The organism is Hymenobacter volaticus (assembly GCF_022921055.1).
GTDB lineage: Bacteria > Bacteroidota > Bacteroidia > Cytophagales > Hymenobacteraceae > Hymenobacter > Hymenobacter volaticus.
On the sequence record NZ_CP095065.1, the window covers coordinates 116,132 to 136,201 of the forward strand.

Genomic DNA, 20,070 nt, shown 5'->3' on the forward strand with positions numbered 1-20,070 from the left:
ATAGGGAGTAACAATGCGACAGTAGTGCTAGGTAGTAGGGGGCATCCACTTGTAAGGGGTGTTTGCAGCAAGGGCCTAGGCGTCACGCCTTGCATGGAGCGAAATTTACCTCGTTGCAGCTAATGATGCGAAGCCCTACTAGGCGGCACGCAGCAGAGGCGCACGCGGCCAGGCCGTTTCCAAGGCACCATTTTTCTCGTTCAGTCCTAGCAACTCGACACGCTTTTCTGGTCGGTTCAGCTGGCCGAAACGAAGTGGATGCATCGTAGAGAGACGTTTCCTAGGCACCCTACTAGGAGTTTGAACTCACCAAAACACGATACCCAGTAGCCAAACATAGCGGGAATAACACCGTCACTTTTCCAAAGCATAACCACCCCTACTTCCTGCTGTTTGTTTTCTTCTACGGTGGAAGGGGCTGGCATTGCATACCGCCTCCTAGTTATCCGCCTTGCCGGAGGAGCGCCGGCCACCTGCAACCGGCCTGAGGCGGTTGCAGGTGGCCATCAATCGTTGACACTCGGAACTGGCAACACCTCTAACCTACTGCAATCGAGTTGAGCCAGGACTTCGTCTACGCCATAGCGGGGCACCCACCCCAAGCCTCGCGCCGCCTGCGTAGACACATAGATGCGGTCAAGCGAGGCCGGCACGCGCCAGCCGCGCGTCCGAAAAGCTGCTACTACCCGGGCGCCCGCTCTTGCAGGACCGCTTCCAGATTGGTAGCCACTCGGGCACAGTCCTCCTCCCTAAAGGGCACCTGCCCCGAAATAATGTAACGCTGATAGGCAGGGCCTGCATTGTGTAGGGCCGCCACATGGGCCCGGGCGGCATCGCGCACATCCAAGCCCCGCGAGAGGCGGTAGAGTGCCATCTGGTCCGCCCTTTCGGGAAAGCATCGCCCTATGCGCAGCACGCGCACTGCGAGCGTAGGGCCCGCCGCCGCTTCCAGCAAGGCTTCGGCAGCCAGTTTGGTGCGATGGTAAATGCTGCGGGGCCGCGGCGGGGTGTCCTCGGTCACCCAAGCTGCCCTACCTTGCTCCAGGCCTTGCCCAAATAAGGCGGTCGTACTGGTAAACACCAGCCGCGGCACGCCCATGAGCTGGGCGGCGGCCAGCACAAGGCGAGTACCCTCAGTATTTATGCGCTCGAACTCGCTATCCGGCACCAGGCCCACGTGCGGGGCATGTAGGGCCGCGGTATGAATAACTGCCTCGGCTCCCTGCAGGACATTGGCTAATAAATCCGCGTCGACGAAATCGGCCACCAGTTGCGTGGTAGCGAAGGGGATGCGGTCGATACCGACCACGTCGTGCTCAGTAGCCAGTTGGTGGTAGATGGCGCGCCCCAGGCGGCCGGAACTACCCGTTAGGACAATTTTCATGCTCCTGCAGATAAATCTTCTACTTGTTAACTGAGAAAGACACAGTCTTTTCCGAGAAACTAGTAAAGGTTTTCCCATCGTACCGAGATAAACCAGTATTTCTGGTACCTACCCAAATATTTCCCGTTCTATCTTCCAAAATCGACCAAACATCATTATCAATTAAGCCGTCTCTTGTGGTGAAACAAGTGAACGACTTTCCGTCGTATCGGCAAACTCCTCGCCTACCGCCACCAAACCAAAGATTACCTTTCCTGTCCTCGATAATTCGCGTAATAGGACTGATTGGGCCAGTAGATAAGGCATCAAGTTTTATAAATAATTTGCCATCATAACGGTAGGCTCCTTTCCAGCTGCTAAACCAGATGTTTCCTTGCTTATCCTGCAAAGCAGGCCAGGCCCACGAGTCACCATCTACTGTGAAATTGGTTATGGCTTTACCATCGTAACGAAACACCCCTTTGTTCGTCCGGCCACCAAACCAAATGTTACCTGCTTTATCTTCTAGAGTACGTTCTACACTATAGTTACCGCTCAAAAAACCACTCCCCTCCTTACCTATAAACGGGGTAAAGGATTTGCCATCGTAGGTGTAAACACCGTCATTAGTCGCGAACCATAATTTGCCGCCCTTGTCCTGCATGATACTGAATACAGTATTCGTGTTAGGGTCCTTGTTGGGAGGCAGGTTTTTCCGTAAAGGAAGCTGGACTTTAGCGAATGTCTTCCCATCGTAAAGACAAACTCCCGCTTCGGTACCGATCCAAATCTTGCCGTCTTTATCTTCCAGAAGGCAGGAAATCCTGTTGCTGTTTAGGCCATGAGTTACCGTGAATTGGCGAAACGATTTTCCGTCATATTTATACACGCCTTCGCTGGTAGTACCAAACCACAGGTTCCCTGCTTTGTCTTGGATACTGCTGTTAACATTGTCCCCGGGTTGTGAGCCTTGGGTTTTTATAAGTTGGGGATGATGAGCAGACGTTATTTTTGCTTCCCTCCCCTTTGCTTCTGGTAAGTCTTTCTCTGCTTGTTTCTTACAGGAAGTCAACCCAACTGTCAACACAAGAAAAAGAGTTTCCTTGAATGGCGGTGGTGTCATGGCATTGTTTTATCAGCACGAGAGTTAACTAGGAGCATTCCCCAAGTTGCGTGAAAGCAACTAAGGAAGGCAGAGCCATCTCCTAAGAAACGAAAAGTGCCGACTAGTGCTGAACTTCTCACCAGGAAAACCCATCATCGAAAATCTTGAACCACGGGCCTCTGCTGGCAGTCAACAAGGAAGTTGTGCTGTAGTATCTTGCCCGTCTGGTTACTGGAGCCTATTTACACACAACGTCGGGTAATTGCCACTCCCTCTACAGTGAGAGACGCTCTTCTCCTCGCACGTCTTGGACGAGCAACTGAAACGCCCGGATAATCTCCACGGTGTCCATACTCGTCGCCACGCTATGGAAGCCTTGCGCAAATCGCTGCCGCGCCCGCGTGCGATCGGCGTAGATGAAGCAGTATTTGCCTGCTGTTTGGCAGGCGGCCAAGATGCGCTGCAACGCAGCTTGCACCACGTCGGCCTCGAACTGAGCCGGCGCTCCCAGGGCGATGGACAGATCAAAGGGCCCAATGAACAGGCCATCCACGCCCGCTAGATTCACAATTTCTTCCACTTGCTCCAGGCACTCGCGGGTTTCGCATTGGGGCAGCAGTAGCGTCTCGCGATTGCAGCTCTCCAGGTAAGACCCCAGGTCTTGGAGCGCGGGCGAGTACGTGAAGGCCGAGGTTCGGGACGGACCAAAGCCGCGCTCGCCCAGCGGCGCGTATTTGCCGTATTGAACGATACGCCGGACCTCGTCCACCGTTTTGACGGCGGGAATAACAAGCCCCTGCGCGCCCTGGTCGAGTAGGTTCATCACGGAGGCGCGGGAGGCATCCTTCACGCGCACCAACGGAGTAAGCTGGTGGCGTTCGGCGGCCAGGATCTGCGCGGCGGCGCCCGCCAGGCTCCCGGGGCCATGTTCCAGATCGAGGACGACATAGTCGAGCCCGGCCAGGGCCAAGCATTCGATGATGGTCGTTCCCGCGAGTTGGACAAACGTGCCGAGGGCGGGAGTTCCCTGCTGCAATCGAGCGCGAAGTGTGTTGTGCATCTGGGCGGAGTGGCGTTAGTGGGCCGCAGGCGGCCGCCGAAAGATGAGGATTTAGCGCGGACCCTGCCGCATTCCCCTCGCATTTTCCTACGGCTACCGGCCCACTAGCCGGTTCCTCTTGGAAAGGGTAGTTACCGAAATAACAGAAAGAACGCTACTGCGCCTGGCCCGAGCGCTGCGGTCTGGGAGCGGGCAAGGGACCCGTACTACCCACTTGGAATTCTACACGACAACTCTCGTTTTCCAGGACCAGTGAGGAGTGCTTAATGACGATTGTCAGCGGCTCAGTATTGGGACAAGGTCTGCAGCTGCCCGCTGGAGGATATGGGCTCTACCAGGTGTCTTAACGACCCTGGCCGGGGTTGCCCTGGTGGGGGCAGCGACCCTGTGCCGGGGCCTAAGCGGGCGAAAAGTGGACGTGTGTACGTCGGCCGGTTCACTATCCAAAGCGACCAGTTGTATTTTGCAGAGGGGCTTGGTTCTGGGCCGCCAGCGGCAGGGCCAGCCGGCAACTCAGAGTGATATTCTTTTAAGTAGATACTATCACAGGTCAAACCGGCTGTCCTTGCGAGTTTGAATAAGAAGTCATACTCGTACGATGGCGCTCAACAGGTGCGATTATTTCGCTACGCCCGCAAGGACAGCTGTTTTACTTAATTCCATCAACTAGCATTTAGGCCGGCATAATCTTTAGCGCGTAGGCAATAGCGTTGGGTTTTGAGGTTGGCAGCACCACGGCCAAGCCATCTGTGGTATGCTTAAACTTGCGCTTGCTTAACACTAGGCTTGCCTATTCCCTACCCAATCGTTCATGCTTCTGCCTGATCGGTGGTGTGGTTCGGACTTTTCCCACTACTACCCTTGCTTTAGGGTTTCCCTAAAATAGACGAGGGGCCACGTCCTAGCCTGAACGTTGCCCCTCTACGCTCTTTTCCTGCTGGTAAGAGTGCTCCGACAAATATAAGGGACATTTTATTAACATAGTTCAATAAAATTAATAAAATTATAAAAAAGATAGAGTTATGCGACCCTTATGGGCAGGCCTGCCCCTATGATTCAGGAGTCGAAATAATGACTCAACCACTCCTAGTCAGACTTTCTAGGAAAGCGTTTCTGATAGCAGTTAAGTACGTATAAACCACAATAAATGTAGTTCAGCTTGTGCGGTAACTACGGACAGCAGAACTTTGTATCCGTACTTATCCTAGCTATTCGTGCTTATTACTACCGCTTCCTTATCTGCCGAGCAGGCGCGCCGCTTGGCAATCTATTTTGCGTTCCAATATCCCGCTCAGCCTTTTCTGACGGCCACTCCCTACCAGCATCTGTTACTGGAAACGTTTCTGCGCGGACAACTAAGTATGGACCAAGTTCTGGTACACTTAGAAGCCCATGAATACGAGCGGGAGCGGCAACCGACAATCGCCTTGGCGTAAGCCGGGCAGTGCTTTCTAACGGGAACACGAAAGATTTACTCCTGGCAACCATAACCTCAACCTGCTTCCCAAGCGCCAGTTGCTGACTGCCGGTAGCAGTTGTTCATCGTTGGTGCGTTGCTCCTTCTTGTTTTACCTGTGCGCTACCGATTGGTAGTTCCCGGGCAACGAGAAAGGAGGAAAGAAAAGCCACCCTCGTTGGAGTTCGGCCGCCGGTTTGAGCTACCTAGGTTAACCCGCTTAGCGCACCACGAGCCGCTTGGTTACTGGCCCTTCACGCGTTGCCATGTGCACCGAGTAGATACCCGGCGACAGCGGTCCAAGCCAGAGTTCGGGGTGGGAAGCCGACCAGGCTTGTTCCCGTACAAGTTGCCCCAGGGGGTTGAACAAGCGCACCACGGCCCCCGGCCGGACTAAATGGGCCGGCATCCGCAGCTGCACAACGTCTTGCTGCACCGGATTAGGGTATAAACTGACTTGCGCCGCCACGGCCGCATTGGCCGTCGCCAGCACCCGTTGGTTTAGGCGCACACTTACCTGGTCACTGCCGAAAGCCGTGGTGAGCAGATCCAGGGTCCCGTTGTTGTCCACGTCCCCGAGAGCTAAGCCGATCGGCACGTCCACTGGCACTTCCTGGTGGAGCTGGAAGCTGCCCCGGCCGTTGTTGAGCTGGACACTCACTTTCAAGTTGTTGAGCCCCATCAAAGCAGTCAATACATCCAGGTCCTGGTCGCCATCAATATCGCCCAGCACCACTCTGCGGGGCAAGGGGCCCACCGCTAGCTGCTGTCCCCCACTGAAAAAACCGGTGCCGTCGTTGAAGCGCACACTTAAACTGCTATCGAAATAATTCGCCGCGACTAGGTCTAAATCACCGTCGCCGTCGAGGTCGCCAAGCGTTAAATTGATAGGGTCAGCGCCCACTGCCACTTGCTGTCCCACCGATGAAAAGAAGCCACCCTCATTGAAGCGCACGCTGATTGAGCGGCTGCCGCGGTTGGCGGTGAGTATATCCAGATCCCCGTCCCCGTCCACGTCGCCCGTGACGACCGCAGTGGGCTGGGCGCCAACTTCCACTTCCTGCCCGCCCGAGAACACAGCCGCACCATTGTTGAGGCGCACACTAACTGTATTACTGGCGGCATTGGCGATGAACACGTCGAGGTCACCATCGCCGTCCACGTCGCCTACGGCCAGGCCGACCGGACTATTGCCTACCCCGAACTGCTGTTCCGCGCGGAAAGATCCTTGGCCATCGTTACGCCAGACCCGCACCGAAGAGCCAGGGGCCGGGAAGGGGGCACTGGTGACGAGTAAGTCCAAGTCGCCATCCTGATCCAGATCGGCCAGCGCGGCCGCCTGCGGGTTCTGATCCGCAATCAAGTCCTGCCGCCCGGCGAAAGTGCCCGCACCTTGGTTGCGGAGCACGCTGATCGTGCTGCTGTTTTGATTGGCGGTGAGCAAGTCGAGGTTGCCGTCGCCATCCACATCGCCGGTCAGTACTACTACGGGGCCGATTCCTACGGCTGGATCAGTTCCTCCGCTAAACAGCGCCCCGCTCGGCGTAGTTGCCGTCGTGAATTGAAACACGTGCGGACTCGCTAGCAGCCCGGTGCTACTTTGCGCGGTGCCCGTCAGGGTAACTTGGACCGTTTCGCCCGGCTTGAAGCTGCCGCTTGGTTGAAACACCAACTGGTTGCCGCTCACAGTAGCCGTGCCCGTCCGCTGGCCCCCGGCTTGCTGACTGAATACCCGCAGCGCTTGTTGGGTTGGGGTGGTGTTGGCCAGTAATTGGTTGAAGCTTACGGCCACGTTGCTAGTCCGGGGGGCGGCCACGGCATTGCGTGCGGGGCTAAGCGAAGTTACTTGCAGGGGTGGGTTCACGGTGAAGAGCACCCCGTTGCTGGACCCGGCCGTAGTATAAACCACGACGGGGCCGGTGGTCGCGCCCAAGGGCACCGTAGCCGTAAGCTGCGTCGGGGAATTAACTTGAAAATTGACGGCTGGAATTCCGTTGAAGGTGACACTGGTCACGCCGTTAAAAGTGGTACCCGTTATGATCACGCTTGCACCCGTAGGTCCCGCCGAGGGGGTAAGGCGCGTGATGACGGGCGCGGGTTGGACCTGGTTTAAACGCACGTTTATGCGGCCGATGCCGTCGGCCATGGACGTCGTCAGCACGTCCAAGTCGCCGTCGCCGTCCACGTCGCCGGTGGCCAGGCGGTAGGTTCCGTTCCCGAGAAAAGATTCCTGACTGCTTCCAAAAACTCCCCGACCGTTATTTAAGCGTACGTCCAGGGTGCGGTTCGCTTTGCTGGCCAGCACGTCCAGGTCGCCGTCGCCGTCCGCGTCGCCGAGCGTTAGGCCGGTGACCAGGTTGCCCATGGCCAGGTTTTGCGAGCCCGAGAACGCGCCCGCGCCCCCGTTGACCCGTACACTTACGGTGTAGTCGTTGAAGCTGGTCGTCAGCAGATCCAGGTCCCCGTCCCCATCCACGTCGCCGAGCACGAGGCTGTTGGGGCCCTGGTCCACGGCTACCTCCTGATTCCCCGTAAAGATGCCCGGGCCCGTGTTGAACCGAATGCGAACTCGGCTGCTCGAGTTATCGAGCACGAACAGATCTAGGTCGCCGTCCTGATCGGCATCACCGAGTGCCACGTCGCGCAGCTGACCGGGCCCGATGACGACTTCTTGGGTGCCACCGAACGAGCCCCGGCCATCGTTGAGGCGCACACTCACGGCTTGGCGGTCATGGGCAGCCACCAGGTCCAGATCACCATCCCCATCGACGTCGCCCAAAGCCACGTCGTTGTTGCTCAGCCCCCCGGTGGGCACCTGCTGATTACCGCTGAAGACACCTTCCCCATTGTTGACCCGGACGCTGAGCGTGCTGCTCCCGATAGCAGTGGTGACTAGGTCCAGGTCGCCGTCGCCGTCCAGGTCGCCAATCGCCAGACGGTACGGGTTGCTGCCCACGGCTACTTCCTGGGTGCCGCTGTACGTTCCGGCCCCCTCGTTGAGACGCACGCTCACCGTACCGGGGTAGTTGACCGTAAGGACATCCAGGTCCCCATCCCCATCGACATCGCCCACGGCCAAGCTGCTCGGGGTGTTGCCCACTAGCACGTCGGAGCCCCCACTGAAGGTACCCGGGCCTGCGGCCGTAGCGGCAGTGAACTGGTACACCTGCGGGCGAGCCAAGGTATTACCGGCCTGGCTCTCCACCCCCGTCGTAACGGTGACCCACACTGATTCCCCGGGTTTAAACCCCACGTTTGGCAAAAAGCGCAGCGTGCTGTCGCTAACTGCGGCCGTGCCGGCCTTCCGGCCAACTTGCTGGCCGAAGACGTGCAGAGCCTGCCGGGTGGAGGCCGTGTTGCGCAGAGGTTGCGAGAAGCGCACGGCCACGGCCGTGGCGCGGGGCACCGCGTGGGCATTGCGAGCCGGCGAGAGGGTGGTAACAAGCGGAGCTTGTGCCTGTACCGGGCCGGCCAGTAGCAACCCAGCCAGGGAGGGTATTAAGGCACTAGGGCGCCGAATAAAAGCCGCCCGCGCCGGCCGGTTTAAAGGAGTAAAGCTTGAATTCATGCCTGGTAGCTGTAGGGAGGTAAGCAGATGCAGAAGTCCGGCGGATAGAACAAGGCCGCTCCGGCAGCCTAACGAGTGTATTGTGATTCGACTGATTCGTAGTTGGAACCCACCCTTCGCACGCTTGACTAGCGAAAGGGGCGAGTTCTAAATATAAGATAGCAGCTATTCAATAAAGTGCAAAACCTCCTTTAAAAGGTTATAATCATAGGGGTTCTGCTAACTTACCGTTTGGCTGTACTTGCTTATCAGGATCGGCAGTTTCCTAGTAGTGGCGAGTAAGCGTTTCTCATGAAGCAGGCAGTTGGCAAACTGCTGAAAAATTACACCCTGCTCCGGCAAGAAACAGTAAGCTTCTACTTGAACCGCCGTAAAAAGCCAGATCCACGTTAATGTTCGCAGGTCGGTCAACGAAACTACCGTGGGTCCTCTCTCCTATCGATCTAGCTAAGCAAGAATTACCCGTAAACTATAGTTGGAAGTATGCTGCACTGGCACAAAACAACTTTCTGTTAGGGTAGACTCTGGCTTGAAAACAACTAGGTCTACTGACTCCTAATCTGCAACTTCTATAGCCGTGATTAAGCAGCCGCTTCTCCCGTTGTGCTGCTCAAGCGCGAACCCATTGGAGAGACACACCTGCGCTACATGCTCGTCTAAAGTAGCCGCTCGCTCTGCCCCTGGGCAAAGAGTCCCGGTTGGTCGTTCATCTCGCGCACTTCACCGAGTTTGAAAGCGGCAATGGGCTACTTGTCTAAGGTTGCCAGTTCTTATTTTGTTCGCGGCCGCAGCTTAACTGCGATACCATAGCTGACCGCAATTGCTTGTAAAAATGCCCGCTACGGTCGCAATGGTATTAGAGTTCTATTACCTGGTTGCGGCTAAACGTAGCCAATTCGGGGCCGAGTGCTGTAGGTTTAACCTAACGCAAGCAAACAAGGTGGGTAAAGGCAAAAGACAGTTGAAAGCTTACTGAGCATCGCGTACAACAAACTTCTTGCTACCCTCTTCAACAACCCGGAACCCCTTGGTTAAGTATTTGCGCTCCAGAAATTCGGGAAAGGTTTCCGCGTTACGCTTTATCTTCTGCTCTTCTTGATAGAAGCCCTCCACTTCCCAGTACTGGAATACTACGCGAGGTCGGCTCTGCGCGGCAACAACCGGCGAAACCTTGGCCGGCACGGCAGGAAGTGCTTGGTGCAGGTAATCGGTTAACATGTGCTTCTCGATGATGCCCTTGTAGAGGTAATCCTTCGCCGACTTTTTGATTTTCCCTAGGGCCTGCTGTTTTTCCGTGATCCGCAGCACGTAGTGCAGATACCCTTCGTCGTACTCCTGGGCGGCAAGTTGGGCGCGAATAATAGGTAGGCTCGCTTTACCGATTCCCGCGCGAAGCAATGCCGCCTCCCAGGGTAACCCCACCTCCTGTTCGGAGGTTGTTTCGGTAGCACTCCGGTCTTCGTGCGTCACCAACTGGAAATGGAAGGTAATGCTGATCGGCACTCCCCGTTCCCGATTAACGCGGTAGCTAAAGGGTAAGTCCGTTTCGGCGCATGCCTGTTGGGCCTTGGTCAACACCTTGCTGTTAAAATTGTTGAAACGCCCCTCGTATTCGCCCTTAGTCATGCCCAGCATGAATTTAAGCTTGTCCAGTTCAATGGTTCGCTCTGTACGACCGAAATTTACCCATTCCATGCACCACCAGTAAATGCGGTGGCCGTACGGATTCTTGATCTTACGGACTTGGTTGAGGCGTGCCGAAGTGAAGTTGCCGTTGGCTTTCAACCGCAGCAAGTAGGGCATAATAAGCGGGTTGAAACAAGCAATTACCCCCCCGCCTGAGTATCATAGTATACTCGTGCCATTAGCGGAATCACTTCATAGTTTGGGTTCTTGCGGCGCTTGAGCTTGCCTTCGTCTTCAACTAAGCGCTCAATTTTCAGCATTTGCGCCCCAATCGAATCTACCATTCGGCGCACTTCCTGATAGATAGCGCCGCCGCTCCGTTCGGGAATCAACTCTTTGGTGTGCACGAAATGGTACTGAAACGAATCGTCTTCCGGCCGGATGCGAGCTAGTAAACTCACAAATAGCCGCATTTCCAAGGTAATTAAATTGAAGGAAGCGTTGATCAGCGCGTTATGCTGCTTGATAAATGCCTCGGGGTCAACTCGTACGGAAACGACAGCTACTTCCGATTCCGGTTGCAGCGCCTTGAGCGAATTCGATTTAGTAGCACCTTTCGACATCTCATCCATGGTTAGCATCCTAAGGGTGTTTTGGTAGCAGGTAGGGCAGTCACAGGTTGTTATTGTAGCAGCAACAAGTTGTTTTGGTAGCAGGGCTAGGTTGTTTTAGTAGCATTAGCAGGTTGTTTTGGTAGCAGATAGGACGCCTATAATTATGAAAATCAAATACTTATGCCGTTCTTAACTAAATAAGAAAGTAAAGAAATAAAAAGACTAGTCTGATTTTAAGGAAGGGGTGTTTTGGTAGCACCCCTTCCTGAGCTTTAAAGGCATAAAAAAGCATAAACAAATAAAAAATTTGTGCCTTTTTGTACTTTAAGAGGCTGTCTGTGAGGCATTTTAGGGCTTAAGTTTTGAAATTACGCAAATCAAGGAGCTTCTGCTGGGTTTAGCAACAAAAAGGGGGGTGCTACCAAAACAACCTTGTGCTATTTTGTGGGGAGCTCTTAGTATATAAGTGCTACCAAAACACCCTCAAGGAGTGGGACGCAAAGGGCATAATAGCGCGTATTCTTAAGGTTGCTACTAAAACACCCTCAGGGGTTCCCCTTATGTGGGTGCTACCAAACCACCCTGTGAAGGCTCGAAAAATATATTGCAACTCATGCTAGCCCGGGCGTTAGATAGCAACCGGTACGGTAAGAGGGTGCTACCAAAGCACCCTTACAACAGCTATTGTCGGCAAACCTAACAAGCAGCCTTACTGAAGTCAGCAAAGAGGTACCTCTCTACGTCGGCGATTTCCGCCTCTCCGCGCGGCTTGCCCTGTTAAATCACCCTCCTATGCGCCCCAATTTCACAACAGCTGCTACATCATGTTATCCTGCTACTAAAACACCCCAAGAAGGCACCAACGCACTTGGGTTTACAAAGCACACTAGCTATGCTGATAATGAGGCCTTATTTCTTAGTTACTCTTGCCAAAACACGACCCTACCTGCGTCGGTCAGGTAGGGTTGAACCCTGTTTTTACATGGAGAAGGGGTTGCTCCTCTCCCTCGGTAGTATCAGCGAAACCATTGCTACCTCTGCCCTTAGATCCTCGAACGGCTTCTCTAAATTCCTCCCTAGTTTGGTGACCGTACTTAGTACGGAGTTACTTTTTAATGCCTGGGCCTGACCTTATTGACCATGCCGATTAGGTGTGGCGTATGCAATTTGGTCGGCCGTCGGCCGTGTGTTAGTTACCCTGATTGGGATTGTAGTATACTAACAGGTGCCCGAAATGATGATCCTTATTGGCCTCGCGTTTATTGTGACGGGGGGCTCATCGTCCACTTGCTCGGCAAATCGACGATCTATTAAGCGCGAAAGCATAGCTTTGAGAAAGGCCTGCATGGTCACGGCCGATGGGCGGCTGTACTCGTTTTTAGTGGACATAGAAGCCGACCCGTGCTGACCTGCAACCTGAGCACGGGCCCGGGTGAGGCCTCCCCTACCCTGCCGCTGGCCCTGTTCTCCATCCTGAACTTGACGCAGACGGAGATAAAGAGTTTATGCTTTAAGCGATGGGCATCATCACCGATGTAAGACTAAGGCGTTTCTCTTGGAAGTGTTGCTCTGTTATTGTTCATATTTATCATACGTATAATAAATATGAACAATAAAAAAGTGTGCCTTTGAGCTGTTTCTGAAGCAATTCAGTGCATTATTCTATCCGCGGTAAGAGGGTATCGAAGACGTGCTTATGGGATGGGTATGTAGGGTACGGGCTAAGGGTCCGGTTGCCACTGCCTCGCCAATAACAGTGAAGTATCATTCAGGAGCGTATCGTCGTCCATCTGTTCCCTCACTACTTAGTGGCAGACACTGTCCGCTAATGGTCTTGGCGTCGCAACGCTCCCACGTGCCGGTACGTGTTGAGAAGCACGCCCGTGGCCGTCGCCTACGTGCTGACTAGCGCGAGTTCGCGCGGAGCGTCCGTTTCCGAAAAAAGCGTTTGCCCCGGCCCAGCAAAGCCGGGTAAACCAGTAGTAGTACTTCGTCGACCAAGCCCTGCTCGAGCAAGACGGACGTGAGCGTGGAACTGCCCTAGACGGGCAAGCCCGGTCCCCCGTGGCCTTAAGGTCGCTAATAATCGTCAGGATGTCCGCGCCTAAGTCCGCGACCGGCCCCCATTGAAGGCTATCTGGCCGGTGGATAGCGACGTATTTCATCGCCGCGTTCAGACTATTGGCTATCGCACTATTGCCGGCCTTGGGCCTAAAGGTGGCCCAGGCATCGTAGGTGTGGCGGCCGAGCAGCAGACCGGAGTGAGTACCCTGGGCCGCGACGACGGCCGCTAACCCCGCCGGGGTACGATAGGGAGTAGTCCAGTTGCCGTGCGCGAAGCCGTCGCCGTCTTCGTGCTGGATCACGCCGTCCAGGGAGACGTGTGCCATGATGCGAATCTTTCTCGTGCTCATATGGCGGACTAAAGGGTTACAGGTTGCACAAGTTAAGCTGGCTGACGCGCCCGCAGCAGGGCAATTCAGATATATACACGGGTCGCTTGCGACCACTAGCCTTTATTCCAGCGTAAAGCCCGTCCTCTGTATTTTATATTTATGAACAATATATATTTATCATAAATACTACATTTACAAACCATATAGTCAGTACATAATTTATATATTGAAAGTATTTATGATCTTTATAATAAATACATATTGGCTATATTGGTCATCCAGGTTATGTTTACTCGCTTTTCACTCTTTACCCTTTCAGAGCATGCACATTATCACGTTCGCTAACAATAAAGGAGGGGTTGGTAAAACAACCTCTGCTCTATCAGTGGCACATACGTTGGCGAATACGGGCCACCAAGTGGTATTACTCGATTGCGACCCGCAAGCCAATGCCAGCAAAACGTTTGATGTACCGGCTGACACCCCGCACATAGGGGAGGTTCTTGGTGAGCGGATTCAACTCTCCCAAGCCCTATTCAGAGTCAGCGCCACACTTCAGCTAGTAAGGGCGGAGCGTACGCTGGCGCAGCAGGAAAAGATTTTCGGTACGCAGCCGGACTACGTTTTCTTTTTGCGCGAGCAGCTGGCCACGCTCAAAGCCGTTGATTACGTGATCATCGACACGCCGCCCTCCCTCGCCGCCCTGACCGTGGCCTCCTTAGTGGCCAGTGAAGCGGTCTACATTCCGCTGCACCCGGAATTCTTCGGCAATGAGGGCATGACCGCCTTATTGGATATGTGTGCACGCCTACAAAAGAACTTCAACCCGAAACTACGCGTTGGTGGTATCTTCTTTACCGAGTACGCACCAACTTACCGGCGCGCGCTGCACCACCAAGTGGTCCAGCAGTTGAAAGAAGATCCCATCCTGGGCCCTTTAATCATGCAGACCACCATTCGGGAAAACGTGGCCTTGCCGGAATCGCAAAGTATGCGGCAGAGTATTTACGCGTGGGCGCCGCAATCCAACGGCTCGGCTGACTACAAGCAGCTAACCGAGGAGATACTCAGTACTCTGTCCCGTAAATAAATATCACCAACACAATAAATACTGTATTTATGGCAAAGGTGAACATGATTGCCAATATGGCCAAGGCGTCTGCTGTGCCCGCCCAAGCAGCGGACGAACTCATCTATGATTTACCGGCGGCAACCCCTCCAACCCCGGTAGAGCAGCCGGTAGCCGGAATAAAGATCCCCTTTACCAATCAACTGACCCCCGAGACCTTCCTGCGCTTAAAGCAGTTCGAATGCTGGGGGGCATGGAAATTCAAGACATTCTGGAAGAAGCATTAAATGCTTTCTTCCAGGGCAAGCCGGAAGCCGACCGGGAATTACCAGCTAAAGCAAAAGAGAAGCTGCGCAAAAAACTGCCAAACCTATAAGCCGACTTAGCTTATTGCTCCCAGGTTTGACTTGCCTTTCCCCAAGGCTCGCGCTAGGTACGTTTAGCAGCTTCCTACTACAAACCAGGAATACGGTGCGTGGCAACAAGAACTCAAACTTCGAGCTAACTAGATATGGCAAATAATTTTCAAGCCTGGCTTCTCGCAACCCAACCGAATGGAGATAGGGTAGGAGGGGGGCTCCTATCTTATCCCCACCTTTTGGAGGATGTTTGAGGTGGTTTGGCTACGGCACGCAAAGGTGAAACAGCGGTTGAAAAAAGCTGCAAAGTGCTCAGGCGCCAGTTAAGCGGGGGCAGAAGACCTGCGTTCGGCATTGTAGTAGCCATGAGAGAAACTAATTTCCGAGTGTGCCGCCGTAAAGTGCGGAAGCAAGTGCCGTCCCTAATTCGCGGTAATTGTTGGCTAAAAAGCCCTATCAGTGCCTGCTTATGGGAGCAAGCATGCTTAACGCCAAGCCTGAACAGCACCATTGTGTTCCCGGCTCGGTCTACTATGGGCATATCGGGCGAGGTCATTCCTTCGGATTTAAATATATAGTATTATATATTTAATATATTATCGCTATTGGTAGTAGCATAAGGAGGACCCGTATGGATAGCTCTACTAGACCCGACCGCCGGACCCGTGTGTTTGCGGATGTCCCGCTGCCCAAGCCGCCAGAAAGATTCACTGATCGAGGAGTCCCCTCGCCTCAAGACCTAGGACCCCTCACCCAACTGCCTGGTGTCTGGACCGGCCGGGGCAAGGGGGTGGAACATGATTGCCCTCCCGTACCAGCACGCGCCCGCGCCGCCAGCAGGATTTAAATTTCGCGTGCTGATGAATCAGTACAACGAAGAGTTAATCTTCTCCTTTGTCGACGATGATATGCCTAATCGTGGTCTGTCGCGGCCCGGCGAACCCGATTTCGACCAGTTCGTGGTCACCCTGGACTACCAACAGAAGATCACCCAAGTGGAAGCCCAAGACCGACCCGATAGCGGCGGTCTCGCGGGGTTATCCGGCCTGCCAATCCACCACGAACCAGGTTTATGGTTGTACGATAAGAATCGCCGGGTTAAAGAGGACCACATCCAGGGAAACAACGTGACGGAAGTGGAACTCGATGTCGCCCGACTTGCCTCGATTCCGCACGGCAATTCCGTCCTGGCCCTGGGCACCTCAGCGGTTCACAAAGGTATGCCGGCAATTCCACCGCTAAGTGGGCTGCCTGCGGGCCGCTTTGAGAACGTTCTGACGGCAGACTACGACTTCCGGGATGCCACTGCTCCCGACCCGTATCTGGAGCCGTACAAGCATTACATCGCCCATCCGTTTATGGGAAACGCCGGCGGGATTCCGGGGTTTCCTGGATTCAATCCGGCGGACATGAACCAGATTCTTCGTTTCGCCAACCAGGGCGTGAATATAGTTCGGACTACCACGTTGAGTGTTGACACGACTCGGAAGCGGGCTGGAATAACCAATGCGCCTTTCTCGGTGCGCGAGGCCGAGCCGGTCAGTATGAAGTCCACCTTTTGGATCTAGGAACTAGCCGAGAAGGACGCCCGGGGAAATCCCCGGCTGCGGCTGCAATACTCCCAAGTCGTCATGCTTCACTTTTTCCATTCCCGCCAGGATGAATTCCCCGAGCGCGCCGTCTGGCCCCACATCAGCATTGCCACCTTGGAGAAGACACCCGCTGACTACCGCCTTGTTCCTGGTTAGCAAGGGTCCATCGGCGTTCCCAGAATACGGACAGGTCGGTTGGGTGCACCCAACCGACCTGTCCGTACTTCAGGCACAAGTTAACTGGGCCGGGGTGCGGGTTGGAAAAGACTAACCGCTCCTCCTGAACAGGGCGTCCCCGGCTATGACCATTTCCGGTTACCCATCGGGCTAAGGAGCAAAGGACTTATTATGAGTACGTGAATGGTGCGGCAGCACGCTGACTGACGCCCACGACACTTGGTAAATGCTTTATCGGCTTCGATAAAGAGGGGGAGAGGGAGGAATGCGAATAACCCATTTAGGTACCATGCCGGGTGAACAGCAACCCGGGTAAGGTGCGCGAAAGAGCAGGGCTATTGTTCGACACGCCTCGTCGCCACTCACAGCCGTAACTCGAACACGAGTTGGTGCTTGCACTGTATGTTATTTTCCCAGATGGGCTGCGGATAAGCATGCAGGAAGTAGTTAAGGTTGAGTCCGACTAGCTCGAAGCCTTCCTGCTGATAAAGTGCTATCTGTCCGATGCCTGAATTGCCGGTTTTTATCAGCAACTGCTGGAGGCCGAGTTGCCGGCTTTGCGCCGTCACGTGGCGCAATAGGGCTCGACCCAATCCTCGACCCTGATAACTCGGTTCAACGGCAATGCTGACGATCTCGCCGTGCTCACCCCGCGGTTCCAACAAACAGATGCCCTGCGCTTGGCCGTTAACGTGTACTACGTACACGAGACTGCGCGGCAAATATTGCTCAATAAGAAGCGGGTTTTCATCCGCTAGCAGGAGCAGGTGGTAGGGAAGAACATCACCCGGCTGCGCTTGCCCAATTGAATATTCCATGTCGGCAATAAGTAAGGCGGGTTGCCTAAGCGTTGAAGGCGCGGTTTCGATGGGAAAAGAGCTTTGTCTTCCGGCAGTAGGGAGGAAATATGGCTAGAGCTTCTGGAAGTAGCGCTTACCAAAAGTTTGCGTCCTCTTCCTGTTTGGGTCGAGAGGATGTTGCCGCCCGAAAAAGCAGCGTCCTTTCGATCCTACCAAGCAAAAGCCCTTGAATACGCCATCATAAGTTATGCTCTGGCGGGAAAGCGCGCGAACCTCTTCTTTGATTACTTCACGCTGTTTATTCGGTTCCGCATCCCGCCTCCTAGCTGCAACTTGCGCCGGAATGCAGAGACTCTAAAAAGAAAAAGCCCGTCTCATAAAGCTAGCTGGTTATCTTTTGCTGCTGGTACCTCTGGCGCCCCTAGCCGTGGTGGCGCAGAGCATTGCCAAGAAGCAGGCTTGGACATTTACGAATCGACCGTTACTTTGAGGATGAACTAGGACCTGTTGCTGGACGCGGAGGTCGCCGCGCGCTCCTTAGCCGGTCAACCCGGCGTCCGGAAGCAAACCGGCCCGCCGCGCCCGCTCAACCGGTTTGCCGCTTGCGGACAATCCCCGCCCACCGCCGATATTCTTCTTCCCGTGCGCCTATGCCTAGTTCTGTTGACTTGCTCGCCGTCTTCAACGCCTTACCCGGCGCTTATCTGCTGCTTACCCCGGCCCTGGTCATCGAAGCCGTTAGCGACGCCTACCTAACGAGCTTCTTTACCACGCGCCAGCAGCTCGTCGGCCAAGACCTGTTCGACGCGTTTGGTGGCGCGCTGGGCACCCCGGAAGAAGAGACGATTACCAATCTGCGGGTTTCTTTGCAGCAGGTGCTTTCCACGGGCCAGCCCCACCAAATGCCCGTGCAGCACTACCCTCTAATTGAGCCCACCACGGGCGCGCGAGTGGAACGCTACTGGCAGTTGCTCACCACTCCCATCCGCGATGCGCAAGGCATGATCCAAGCCCTGCTGCACAGCGTAACGGACGTGACGGCCCAGACCCAGGCCGCCACCGCATTGCGCCTGAGTCAGGCCCGGGAGCAGCAGGCGCTGGCCGCGCTCGAGGCGCAGCGCTCTCACCTGCAAGAGGTGCTGCTCCACTTGCCCGCCCAGATCGCCACCTACCGCGGACCCGACTACGTCTATGACTTTGTCAATACTCGCTATACGAAGCCGCTGCCGAGTCGCCGCTACCTGGGCCAGCCCATTCGGGAGGTGTTGCCGGAAGTGGCCGCGCAGGGGATACTGGCGGTCTTCGACCACGTTTACCACTCCGGCGAGCCGTATCATCTGCCCGAGCAGGAACTCTGGCTTGACGGCCAGGGTACGGGCCAGCCACAGCAACTCTATCTGGATTTCTTTTTGCACCCGCTGCGTGATGCCGAGGGAAACATCTATGGGCTGCTGGATTTCTCCTACGATGTCACGGCGCTGGTACGGGCCCGCCAGCAGGGCGAGCAACTCAACGACGAGTTGGAAGCCCGGGTGCTGGCGCGCACCCGCGAGGTAGAAGCAGCCCGGCAAGCCGCCGAAGCGCAGCAACACTACCTGCGCCATATCTTCGAGCAGGCCCCGGTGGCGATTTGCTTGATGCGCGGCCCGCAGGCCGTTGTGGAGCTACTCAACCAGCGCGGGGCCGCGCTGGTGGGCAGTACCCCGGCGCAAGTGATCGGGCACCCCATTCGGCAGGCCCTGCCAGCCCTCAATGGCCAGGGCTTTGAAGCGTTGTATGCGCGCGTCCTGCAAGGCGAAACTTTGGTGTTCAACGAAATGCCGATTACGTTCCACCGCGCTCAAACCGGCCAGTCCGACCACGGCTATTATCATCATACCTACCAGCCTTGGCGCGAGGAAACGGGCGCGATTGTGGGCGTGATCAACATCGGGGTCGAGGTCACCGAGCAGGTGCGGGCCCGCCAGCAAGTGCAGCAGCTGAACGAGGAGCTGCGGGAAGCCAACAGTCAACTCCGGCGCACCAATGTGGACTTGGACAACTTCATCTACTCGGCCTCGCACGACCTGAAAGCGCCCATTTCCAACATTGAAGGTCTGCTCCAACTCCTCAACCAACTGCTGCCCCCCGCTACCCGCGCCGAGGCCGAGATAGCGCCCGTTCTGCAAATGATGCAAGTCTCGGTGGAGCGCTTCAAGCGCACCATCGCCCACCTAACGGACCTAACCAAGCTCCAGCTCGAATTTGCCCAGCCCGCCGCCGCGGTCTCACTGGCCCGCGTCGTAGAAGACGTGCGCCACGACCTGCTGCCGCTGCTGGAAGAAACCTGCGGGCAGCTTACCATCGAAATCGACGACTGCCAGCCGCTGGTCTTCTCCGAAAAAAACCTTCGCTTAGTGGTCTACAACTTGCTCAGTAATGCCTTTAAGTACCGCCACCCCGCCCGCTCGCCGCGGGTGCGCCTGAGTTGCGCCCGCGAGCAAGACCAACTGCTGCTGCGCGTACACGACAATGGTTTGGGACTGAACCAGGCGCAGCAAGCCAAGCTCTATGGCTTGTTTCAGCGCCTGCATACCCACGTGGAGGGTACGGGTATCGGCCTGTACATGGTAAAGAAAATAGTGGAGAATGCGGGTGGCACGCTCTCCGTCGCCAGTGAGCCCGGCCAAGGCACTACGTTCACCGTTGCTTTTCCGCCGCAAGCCCTCGGGTAGCACCCGGGGGCAATCAGGCGAGATATTTCTAATAGATCAGTTGAACGAGGCTCCTGCCCGGGGCGAGAACAACAAAAGTGGGATCAGCAGCGCCAATAGGCGTACCGTCTTGCGCTGGCCAGTGACGCACAATGAGCGGCTATATAAGTTGGGTGCCACGATTTAGCAGTT

Annotated in this window: 16 protein-coding genes and 1 pseudogene; 7 read left to right on the forward strand and 10 right to left on the reverse strand. The window is 55.4% G+C overall.

Annotated elements, in window-relative coordinates; genetic code table 11:
* Positions 1-138: 138 nt before the first annotated feature.
* The 4 genes and pseudogenes from MUN86_RS31460 to MUN86_RS27455 all read right to left on the reverse strand — a co-directional run bounded on the left by MUN86_RS31460 (position 139) and on the right by MUN86_RS27455 (position 3,528).
* Positions 139-264: a hypothetical protein gene (locus MUN86_RS31460; RefSeq protein WP_280640683.1), complete on the reverse strand. Its 126-nt coding sequence runs from the start codon at positions 262-264 to the stop codon at positions 139-141.
* Between the two features lie 242 nt (positions 265-506).
* Positions 507-1,384, reverse strand: a pseudogene (locus MUN86_RS27445) (NAD-dependent epimerase/dehydratase family protein).
* Between the two features lie 19 nt (positions 1,385-1,403).
* Positions 1,404-2,486: a ligand-binding sensor domain-containing protein gene (locus tag MUN86_RS27450; RefSeq protein ID WP_245127169.1), complete on the reverse strand. Its 1,083-nt coding sequence runs from the start codon at positions 2,484-2,486 to the stop codon at positions 1,404-1,406.
* Between the two features lie 256 nt (positions 2,487-2,742).
* A complete protein-coding gene (locus tag MUN86_RS27455) occupies positions 2,743-3,528 on the reverse strand; it encodes an HpcH/HpaI aldolase family protein (protein ID WP_245127170.1) in 786 nt (261 codons plus the stop codon).
* A gap of 1,214 nt (positions 3,529-4,742) precedes the next feature.
* Between MUN86_RS27455 and MUN86_RS27460 the strand changes: the two genes are divergently transcribed.
* Positions 4,743-4,964: a hypothetical protein gene (locus MUN86_RS27460; RefSeq protein ID WP_245127172.1), complete on the forward strand. Its 222-nt coding sequence runs from the start codon at positions 4,743-4,745 to the stop codon at positions 4,962-4,964.
* 240 nt (positions 4,965-5,204) lie between these two features.
* On the opposite strand, the gene MUN86_RS27465 is transcribed toward MUN86_RS27460, so the two are convergent.
* From MUN86_RS27465 to MUN86_RS31465, 3 genes are all read right to left on the reverse strand, one after another.
* Positions 5,205-8,552 (reverse strand): FG-GAP-like repeat-containing protein, encoded by a 3,348-nt coding sequence (locus MUN86_RS27465; protein ID WP_245126946.1) that lies wholly within the window; start codon positions 8,550-8,552, stop codon positions 5,205-5,207.
* A 969-nt stretch (positions 8,553-9,521) separates the two neighbouring features.
* The gene (locus tag MUN86_RS27470; protein ID WP_311182469.1) at positions 9,522-10,355 is read right to left on the reverse strand and encodes a replication initiation protein; all 834 of its coding nucleotides are present in this window, start codon (positions 10,353-10,355) and stop codon (positions 9,522-9,524) included.
* A gap of 23 nt (positions 10,356-10,378) precedes the next feature.
* Complete coding sequence (locus tag MUN86_RS31465) at positions 10,379-10,819, reverse strand: replication initiation protein (RefSeq protein WP_280640674.1); 441 nt, start codon at positions 10,817-10,819, stop codon at positions 10,379-10,381.
* A 1,126-nt stretch (positions 10,820-11,945) separates the two neighbouring features.
* Here MUN86_RS31465 and MUN86_RS27475 point away from each other — a divergent pair.
* Positions 11,946-12,014, forward strand: a complete 69-nt coding sequence (locus tag MUN86_RS27475) for a hypothetical protein (protein ID WP_245127180.1) — start codon at positions 11,946-11,948, stop codon at positions 12,012-12,014.
* On the opposite strand, the gene MUN86_RS27480 is transcribed toward MUN86_RS27475, so the two are convergent.
* Both MUN86_RS27480 and MUN86_RS32060 read right to left on the reverse strand, forming a co-directional pair.
* Positions 12,011-12,181 (reverse strand): hypothetical protein, encoded by a 171-nt coding sequence (locus tag MUN86_RS27480; protein ID WP_245126947.1) that lies wholly within the window; start codon positions 12,179-12,181, stop codon positions 12,011-12,013. The genes MUN86_RS27475 and MUN86_RS27480 overlap by 4 nt on opposite strands.
* A gap of 516 nt (positions 12,182-12,697) precedes the next feature.
* Positions 12,698-12,808 carry a dihydrofolate reductase family protein gene (locus MUN86_RS32060; protein ID WP_311182473.1) on the reverse strand — a complete coding sequence of 37 codons (111 nt, stop codon included), beginning with the start codon at positions 12,806-12,808 and terminating at the stop codon, positions 12,698-12,700.
* Between the two features lie 110 nt (positions 12,809-12,918).
* Here MUN86_RS32060 and MUN86_RS32065 point away from each other — a divergent pair, with 110 nt between their 5' ends.
* The 4 genes from MUN86_RS32065 to MUN86_RS27500 all read left to right on the forward strand — a co-directional run bounded on the left by MUN86_RS32065 (position 12,919) and on the right by MUN86_RS27500 (position 16,184).
* Positions 12,919-13,086 (forward strand): hypothetical protein, encoded by a 168-nt coding sequence (locus MUN86_RS32065; RefSeq protein ID WP_311182475.1) that lies wholly within the window; start codon positions 12,919-12,921, stop codon positions 13,084-13,086.
* 424 nt (positions 13,087-13,510) lie between these two features.
* Positions 13,511-14,278, forward strand: a complete 768-nt coding sequence (locus tag MUN86_RS27490) for a ParA family protein (RefSeq protein WP_245126948.1) — start codon at positions 13,511-13,513, stop codon at positions 14,276-14,278.
* 29 nt (positions 14,279-14,307) lie between these two features.
* Entirely contained in the window at positions 14,308-14,544 is a 237-nt protein-coding gene (locus tag MUN86_RS27495) for a hypothetical protein (protein ID WP_245126949.1), read from the forward strand.
* 836 nt (positions 14,545-15,380) lie between these two features.
* Positions 15,381-16,184, forward strand: a complete 804-nt coding sequence (locus MUN86_RS27500) for a heme-binding protein (RefSeq protein WP_245126950.1) — start codon at positions 15,381-15,383, stop codon at positions 16,182-16,184.
* Between the two features lie 563 nt (positions 16,185-16,747).
* Here the strand turns inward: MUN86_RS27500 and MUN86_RS27505 are convergent.
* Complete coding sequence (locus MUN86_RS27505) at positions 16,748-17,203, reverse strand: GNAT family N-acetyltransferase (protein WP_245126951.1); 456 nt, start codon at positions 17,201-17,203, stop codon at positions 16,748-16,750.
* Between the two features lie 632 nt (positions 17,204-17,835).
* Here MUN86_RS27505 and MUN86_RS27510 point away from each other — a divergent pair.
* Entirely contained in the window at positions 17,836-19,899 is a 2,064-nt protein-coding gene (locus MUN86_RS27510; RefSeq protein WP_245126952.1) for a PAS domain-containing sensor histidine kinase, read from the forward strand.
* Positions 19,900-20,070: the final 171 nt, after the last annotated feature.